This is a genomic window from Streptomyces sp. NPDC002701 (assembly GCF_042889045.1).
GTDB lineage: Bacteria > Actinomycetota > Actinomycetes > Streptomycetales > Streptomycetaceae > Streptomyces.
Genome location: NZ_JBIAQL010000030.1, coordinates 49000 through 55911, shown reverse-complemented (window position 1 = coordinate 55911; position 6912 = coordinate 49000). Strand labels below are relative to the sequence as shown.

Sequence of the window (6912 nt, the reverse complement as noted above, 5' to 3'; positions counted from 1 at the left end):
TCAGTCCACCGCCCTGCGCATACCTCATACCACCGGCCTACCGCAGGGATCACCACCCGTCAGCCCCTCCGACAACACCCCGAATAGATCAGTAGTACGGCAACGGTGTCTGCTCTGAGTGCTGGGCAGTATTCAGGGGCTGTGGCCGCGTCGTTTGTCGTGACTGAGTCGGGCTTGGTGCTGGCGTCTGCGGTGCCATGGCGACCAGTGCAGGATGTGGTCGATGGAGATGGAGATGGGGCGGCGGTCGGTGAGCCGGGTGATCAGGCGTCGGATTTCGGCGAGGCTGAGGTGGATGAGCTGGGAGGATCCGTTTCTGCTTTCTCCATGTCCAACTGGCGGGAGCGCAGGACGGTCAGACAGGCACGGGCGGCCGTGGCGAGCGGTCATGTGGCGGTGCCAGCCTGGGTAGCGGCGGACCTGGTAGTCGTCCAGGCCGCATTCCTGCTTCGCCGTCTGGAAGCATTCCTCCACCGCCCACCTGCTGTCGGCGATACGGATGAGCTCATCCAGGGTGGTGCCGGCGGGGCAGTAGGCGATGTTGTACGGGATCTCCTCGGGTCTGCGGATGCTGCGGCGGGCGATGACCCAGTGCCGGCGGTCCTCGCGGTGCCAGGGGCGGACCTGACGCGGGCCCAGTCGTAGAGGCGTCTGCCGTGGGCTCCCTCACCGCAGGAACGGCGTTTCCACTCCTGCCGGGGCAGAGCGGGGAAAGAGGTCGTGGACGGGGTGGTCGAGTGCCCAGTGGGTGACGACGGTGTCGTGTCTCGTTGTGGCCATCAGGTGGATGACGTCGGCCTGTTCCAGTTCGTAGCGCCAGCCCTTGCTGAAGCCGTAGGCGGCGTCCGCCGTCACCCAGCCGTACGGGATCTTCTCGGCGATCGCTTTGCGGACCATCGCCTTGGCCATCGACACCTTCGTCTCGAAAGCGACGCTGTCGTCGATGCCTGCCCACCGGCATCGCTCGCTGTCGTCCGTCCATGTGGTGGGCAGATACAGCCGCCGGTCGATCAGCGTGCGTCCGCATCCGGTCGCGTAGGCGAGGAAGACGCCGATCTGGGAGTTCTCCGTGCGGCCCGCGGTACCGGAATAATGCCGTTGAACACCTGCCGATCGGGTGCCTTTCTTCAGGAAGCCGGTGTCGTCGACGATGAGCACCGCTTCGCGGTCACCGAGGTTGTCGACCACGTAGCGGCGCACACCGTCGAGGACCTCGTCGGCATCCCACTCGATCCGGTTCAGCATCCGGTGGATACGGTCCGGCCCTTCATGGCCGGCCTCCTCGGCCAGCGTCCAGCCGTTCTTGCGCTGCAGCGGAGCGATCAGGCCCTGCACATGTAGGCCAGTGTCGAGTCCCGCGGCTCGGACCGGCTGAACCGGTGCACGAACCGCCCACGCGCAGCCTCCAGTTCACTTGCTCACACGCGCGCATCAGCAAGGTCCCCACCCATAACCACACCACGACGAACTTGGTCAGCAGTCACGGTAGACACCGTTGCAGTACTGGGGACGGTGGGAGACGGACGGCGGCGGCCAGGCCGTGCTCGCCTGCTGCGGGACTGCGCCCGACGGCACGATCGGCGCGGTCTCAAGGTATCAGCGCCAACTTGCCGCCACCGGGATGTCCTTGTGCCAGGAAGTTCAATGCCTCGGCCGCCCGGGCGAGTGGGTAGGTCTGTACGATGGGCACCACGAGCCTGCCCTGCGCAGCCATGTCGATCAGTCGTCCGCGCGCTGCCCGCTCGCTCTCGGCGGGGTAGGTTCCGATCATGAGTTCCATGTCCTCGGCGAGGGCACGGGGGTAGGCGGCGGTCGTCATGACCCGTCGGCGATTCGCCACGAGTGCGAAGGACACATCCAGCGCCTCGTCGGTGCCGACGCAGTCGAGAGCGACATGGACGCCGTCCGGAGCGAGTTCGCGTACTCGTTCCTCCAAGCCTTCCCCGTACGTGACCGGCTCGCCGCCGAAGCGCTTCACCAGCGCGAAATTCTCCCTGCTGCACGTGCCAATGACACGGGCGCCCAGCACCGCGGCCTGTTGGAGCACGCTCACTCCAGTGGCCCCGGACGCTCCGTGGACCAGGACGACGTCCCTTGCCTTCACCTCGGTGACGCGCAGGAGCTTGGAGGCGGTCGTCGCCGGCAGGAGCAGGTTCGCGGCCTCCGGAAAACTCAACACGTCGGGCTTGTGGTACACGTCCACGGCCGGCACGTTGAGGCGCTCAGCGTAGCCGCCGACCACACGGAAGGCGAGGACCGGATCCCCGGTCTCGCCGCCGCCCGAGGCGATCTGGGTGTCCGGCCCGATCGCCGCGATGATCCCGGCCACTTCGTAGCCGACAGGATGGCGCGGAAGCAGCGTGGGGTTGGCGAGGACGCCACCGATGGCCAAGACGTCACTCATGTTCACGCCGACGGCGCGAACGTCGATGGTCACTTCACCGGGACCGGGCGGGGGTACCGTCACGTCGAGGGGTTCCAGCACATCAGGCGGGCCGAACCTCGGCGCGATCATGCTCAAGCTCATGGCGGGAGGCTATGGTGTCGCCCCCTGCCATCCGCCACAAGATTGTCAATCTGGCAACATGGGTCGGCATGAGTGCCGCAGACCCACCACTGCGTGATGTCAACCCGGTCGAGTCCGCTCTCGGCTCACGTCTGCGGGAGCTGCGCCACCGCGGAGGGCTGTCCCTGGCCGCTCTGTCCGGGCTGACCGGGATCTCAAGCAGCGTGCTCTCCCGGCTGGAGTCAGGCGGCCGCCTTCCCACGCTGAGGCATCTGCTGTCGCTCGCCCGTGCCCACCAGATCAGCCTCGACGACCTCATCGGCGCGGGCGACGGAGAGCCGACGATGCGCCTGCCCGTCATCACCCGCCGGGGGATGACTCTCGTACGCCTGAGCGACCGCCCCGGTGGTCTGCAGGCATACCGGATACTCGTCCCTGTCTCGGAACCCGGCGACGACATGCCCGTGGAGCGCCAGCGCGGGCACGGCAGTGCGGCGGAGGTGCCCCGCTTGCATGTACACGAGGGCCGAAACTGGTTGTGTGTGCTCTCTGGACGCCTACGGCTCGTGCTCGGCACGCACGAACTGGTCCTGACCGCCGGTGAGGTGGCCGAGTACGACGCGCGAGCACCGCACTGGTACGGCGCGGCCGGCCCGGACCCCGCGGAGATACTCGCCGTCTTCGGCGTCCAGAGCGAAGGCTTGCGCCTACGGATCCGCGCCGCGCCATCCGCGCGTGAATAGATTACGAGGACTTCGGCGCTGTCCAGGAACAGTTCCGGGAACGGGTGCTGTCCGGACCGCCGCCGTTGGGGCCCGGAACCGATCCTGTGGAACGCCTTGCCGCTTGTGGCCGCGCTCGTGTGGCCTTCCTCGTGGACCATCATGCGATCGCACGAGCCGCTATCGACCGCGACGAGCCCGCCCTGGTCGGGGACCCAGCACTGACTCAGCTCCACCTCCGGATGCTGCGCCAATGTGAGCCGATGTCGCCCGCCGACATGCTTCGTTGCGCCTGGCCAGGGAAAATCCAGGCTGGGGCTATCGGCGCCTGCACGGTGAGCTGCTCGTACTCGCGCTGGGAAATCTTGGAGGAGGGCCGACGTCGACCCGGCGCCCGAGCGGGCCTTGAGCACTTGGGCGGACTTCCTGCGCTCCCGGGCCGGCGCGCTCCTGGCGTGCGATTTCTTCGAGGCCGTCACTCTGTCCGGGGTCCGCCTGTCCGTGTTCACCGCGATCAAGCACGTGAGCCGCCGGATCCGGATCCTGGGCGCGACCGCGCACCCGACCGCGTCTTGGGTGGTCCAGGCTGCGCAGAATCTCGTCATGGACATCGAGGACGCCGGCTGCCGGGCTCGCTGTCGGATCAGGGGTCGGGACGGGAAGTTCTCACGGCCATTCGACGAGGTGCTCAAGGACACGGGTATCGAGGTGATGCTTCGGCGGCGTCCGAATGCCGCGCATGAACTCGGTCATGGAGCGGCGGGTGCAGACCTGCCATGTCCCTGGCCGGCATCTGGTGCATCGACCAGCTCATCGTGATGCCTGGCAGCGGCTGTCCTGCGGTGACGGGGCCAAGGGCCCGCGGATCTACGACTGGGCCGGGGCCAAGCTGCCCGCGAACATCATCTTCGATCCGGATCCGCCGACCCACCATCGGTGGGTGATGAGATCGGCATGGCTGAAGTAGACAGGGTGTGGTCACCATATAACCAGCCGCGGATCTCTATGCGCCCTGGCGCAAGCACTGTGCGCCGCAGCGAAAGACCGCGCGCGTCCCGACCGCGATCGTTGACCGGGCACGGGTAGGCGCGGATTTCGCAAGGAGTGATTGGTTCGTGATCGAGAAGATTCTGTCGGGCAAGGTGGCGCTGGTGACCGGGGGCAGCCGGGGGATCGGCGCGGCGACGGCCCGGCGGCTGGCTACGCTGGGCGCGGACGTGGTCATCACCTATGTCACGCAGGCGGAGAGAGCGAAGACGGTGGTCGAGGAACTGCGGTCGCAGGGCGTGCGCGCTGAGGGCATCCGGGCCGACCAGGCCGACCGCGCCCAGGTGACGGCCATGGTGGACGCGGTCGCTGAGAAGTTCGGCCGGATCGACATCCTGGTCAACAGCGCCGGTGTCTTCTGGCCCGGGGAGATCACCGACGCCGTACGCGATCAGCAGCTCGCGATCAACCTGACGGGTGTCGCCGACACGACCTACCGGGCCGTGCGGCACATGCGTGAGGGCAGCCGGATCGTGAACCTGTCGTCCGGCCTTGCCAGCAAGACCTTCGCAGCAGGCATGTCCGACTACGCGGCGACCAAGGCTGCAGTTACGGCATACACCCGCGGGTGGGCCCAGGATTTCGCCGCGCGCGGGATCAACGTGAACGTGATCGAGTGCGGCATAATCGACACTGACATGGCCATGCCGAAGGATTCCGAGGGCGGCCAGTTCATGCTTCAGGCGGTCATCCCTATGCACCGGTACGCCGAGGCCGACGAGGTCGCCGGTGTGGTGGCGTTCCTGGCCGGCCCGGACGCCGCGTACATCACCGGCAGCACCCTTCGTGTCGACGGCGGCGCCCTCGCCTGAGGCCGGGCTCAGGACTCACTGCGGCCGTCGCCGCGGGTCTCGCGGGGCGTGACGCCGAACTCGCGGCGGTAGGCGGTGGCGAACGACGCGTGGCTGGCGAACCCGGACGCGTGCGCGACCTGCGCGATCGACCGGGAGGCCCAGGCTGAACTGGCCAATCGGGTCCGGGCCAGCCGCAGCCGCTCCGAGCGGATCAGCTCGCGAGAGGTGGTGCCGGCGGCCTGTAGCACGTCTTGCAGATATCGCGCCGACCAACCCAGGGCCCGGGCGATGCCGGTGATGGAGAGGTCGGGGTCGGCAGCGTGACGGCGGATGTACTGCCTCACCTGCGCCTCGACCTCTCTTCGCTGGGCGGCCGGCGCCGAGTCGCTGGCGCCTTCAGCGGCCAGGCAGAGCAGGTCGAGCAACTGGTCGCATGCGATGTCGAAAGTTGCCTCGGACAAGTGTTCCCGCTCCTGTTGGAGGGTGAGCACCGTCTGCCGGATCAGCCGGCCGAGCCCCACGGTGCCGTCGAAGACCTGCGGATCCTGGGCCGCGGCGGGATTTCGGCGGTATATCGCCTCACCAGGGACGATCAGCGCGACCGACTGAAATTCCTCGCCGTGGGTGAAGGTCAACGGGCGGTCCACGTCGCACAGCGCGAGAGTGCCCGGCCGGATCTCGCCCGCGGCCGCGGCCTGCTCCACCTGGGCGCTCCCGGCGGTCGGCACCAGTAGCTCGAACACTCCGCGCGGGTCTGTCCGGATGTGCCGCCGCTCCCGCACGAACTCCTCGCGGACGTTACCGCAGAGCGCGATGCCGTACGACCGTGACCGCTGCCACTCCAGCCGACCCGCCCACGGGCCGGCATCGGTGAGGGTGACCCGGCTCTCGCCGTGCAAGTCGATGAACGCTTCCTGCCAGGCCCTGGGCGTCGGTATCAGACCATGCTCGTTCCAGCGATACATCCCTGTACAGTATGCCGATCCCGTCGAGACGGGTGAGGAGCGCCGGGTCGAACAGGACTACAACGCCAGGCGCCACGAAATCCGCGCTCGCGAACACTGCCCGTCCTGGCTCAAAACCTACAAAATCGTACGCGACTACGATCGTCCTCATGCACAACATCACTCCGGCCCACTGAACCCCCGAAACGGCCAGAGGCGACGCCGACATCGAGTTACGAGACACCGCTTAGCTTGATCTTTAACCAGTGCGGCGTGCCGTGGGGTAGTTGACTTCTCCGTTCGTTGTTTCGCCGCCGGTGTTTTGCGGGGTGTGTGGACGTCGTGGCGTGGGGTGGGTCGGGTGTTCTTTCGGCCTGGAGGTCGTCCGGGGGCGGGGTGGGTGGGTTTCGGAGCTTGGGCCGGGCAGCTGGCCTCTGGGTGGATGTGGCGGAAGTCGCGACGGACTCGGGCGGGGGTGAGCCTGTCCGGCGGGGTTGGTCTTTCCCAGGGGCGACGCCGGTCGGCCGCCAATGGCCGGGCGAGCCGCAGTTGGGTGTAGGCGGCGAGGATCAGCTAGGTCCATCGATCGGTTGCCTCGGGGGTGCGGATCTTTGGGGAGGTCCAGCCGAGGGTCTGTTTGAAGAGGCGGAAGGTGTGCTCGATGTCGAAGCGTCGCAGGTATGCCTGCCAGAGCCGGTCGGCGTCTGCCGCAGTGGCGTCGGTGCCTGACCACCACAGCATGACAGTTGTGCCAATGCTTCCGATCGGACGTCATGATGCAGCAGACTCATCTTCACGGCCTTCGTGCTGGACGTGTGTGTTCCTTGGCAGGAGCACATCTTCAGCCGAAGGCCGCCTCCGTGTACGGTAGTTACCGAACCGAGTGATCAAGTTCGACC

5 protein-coding genes and 2 pseudogenes are annotated in these 6912 nt (G+C 67.3%); 3 read left to right on the top strand and 4 right to left on the bottom strand.

From position 1 onward, the window contains the following. Positions 1 to 263: 263 nt before the first annotated feature. A pseudogene (locus ACFYXC_RS38010) lies at positions 264 to 1409 on the bottom strand (IS701 family transposase). Positions 1410 to 1588: 179 nt separating this feature from the next. Further along, positions 1589 to 2527, bottom strand: coding sequence for a zinc-binding alcohol dehydrogenase family protein (locus ACFYXC_RS38005; protein ID WP_389557239.1), 939 nt, complete (start codon positions 2525 to 2527; stop codon positions 1589 to 1591). Between the two features lie 68 nt (positions 2528 to 2595). Between ACFYXC_RS38005 and ACFYXC_RS38000 the strand changes: the two genes are divergently transcribed. The 3 genes from ACFYXC_RS38000 (at position 2596) to ACFYXC_RS37990 (ending at position 5087) form a co-directional block, all read left to right on the top strand. Continuing rightward, complete coding sequence (locus ACFYXC_RS38000; RefSeq protein ID WP_389557238.1) at positions 2596 to 3249, top strand: helix-turn-helix domain-containing protein; 654 nt, start codon at positions 2596 to 2598, stop codon at positions 3247 to 3249. Between the two features lie 718 nt (positions 3250 to 3967). Continuing rightward, positions 3968 to 4195 carry a hypothetical protein gene (locus ACFYXC_RS37995; RefSeq protein ID WP_389557236.1) on the top strand — a complete coding sequence of 76 codons (228 nt, stop codon included), beginning with the start codon at positions 3968 to 3970 and terminating at the stop codon, positions 4193 to 4195. Positions 4196 to 4343: 148 nt separating this feature from the next. Next, on the top strand, positions 4344 to 5087 hold the full coding sequence (locus ACFYXC_RS37990; RefSeq protein WP_389557234.1) for an SDR family NAD(P)-dependent oxidoreductase: 744 nt from the start codon (positions 4344 to 4346) through the stop codon (positions 5085 to 5087). 8 nt (positions 5088 to 5095) lie between these two features. Here the strand turns inward: ACFYXC_RS37990 and ACFYXC_RS37985 are convergent, their stop codons facing one another. Then, positions 5096 to 6034 (bottom strand): AraC family transcriptional regulator, encoded by a 939-nt coding sequence (locus ACFYXC_RS37985; RefSeq protein ID WP_389557233.1) that lies wholly within the window; start codon positions 6032 to 6034, stop codon positions 5096 to 5098. A gap of 238 nt (positions 6035 to 6272) precedes the next feature. Next, positions 6273 to 6757: pseudogene (locus tag ACFYXC_RS37980) on the bottom strand (transposase); the annotation flags it as partial. Between the last annotated feature and the right edge of the window lie 155 nt (positions 6758 to 6912).

What these genes read in the sequence shown, in the direction of transcription:
- ACFYXC_RS37995 (WP_389557236.1), top strand. Translation starts at nt 3,968, where the DNA reads ATGAACTCGGTCATGGAGCGGCGGGTGCAGACCTGCCATGTCCCTGGC.
- ACFYXC_RS38005 (WP_389557239.1), bottom strand. Translation starts at nt 2,527, where the DNA reads ATGAGCTTGAGCATGATCGCGCCGAGGTTCGGCCCGCCTGATGTGCTG.
- ACFYXC_RS37985 (WP_389557233.1), bottom strand. Translation starts at nt 6,034, where the DNA reads ATGTATCGCTGGAACGAGCATGGTCTGATACCGACGCCCAGGGCCTGG.
- ACFYXC_RS38000 (WP_389557238.1), top strand. Translation starts at nt 2,596, where the DNA reads ATGAGTGCCGCAGACCCACCACTGCGTGATGTCAACCCGGTCGAGTCC.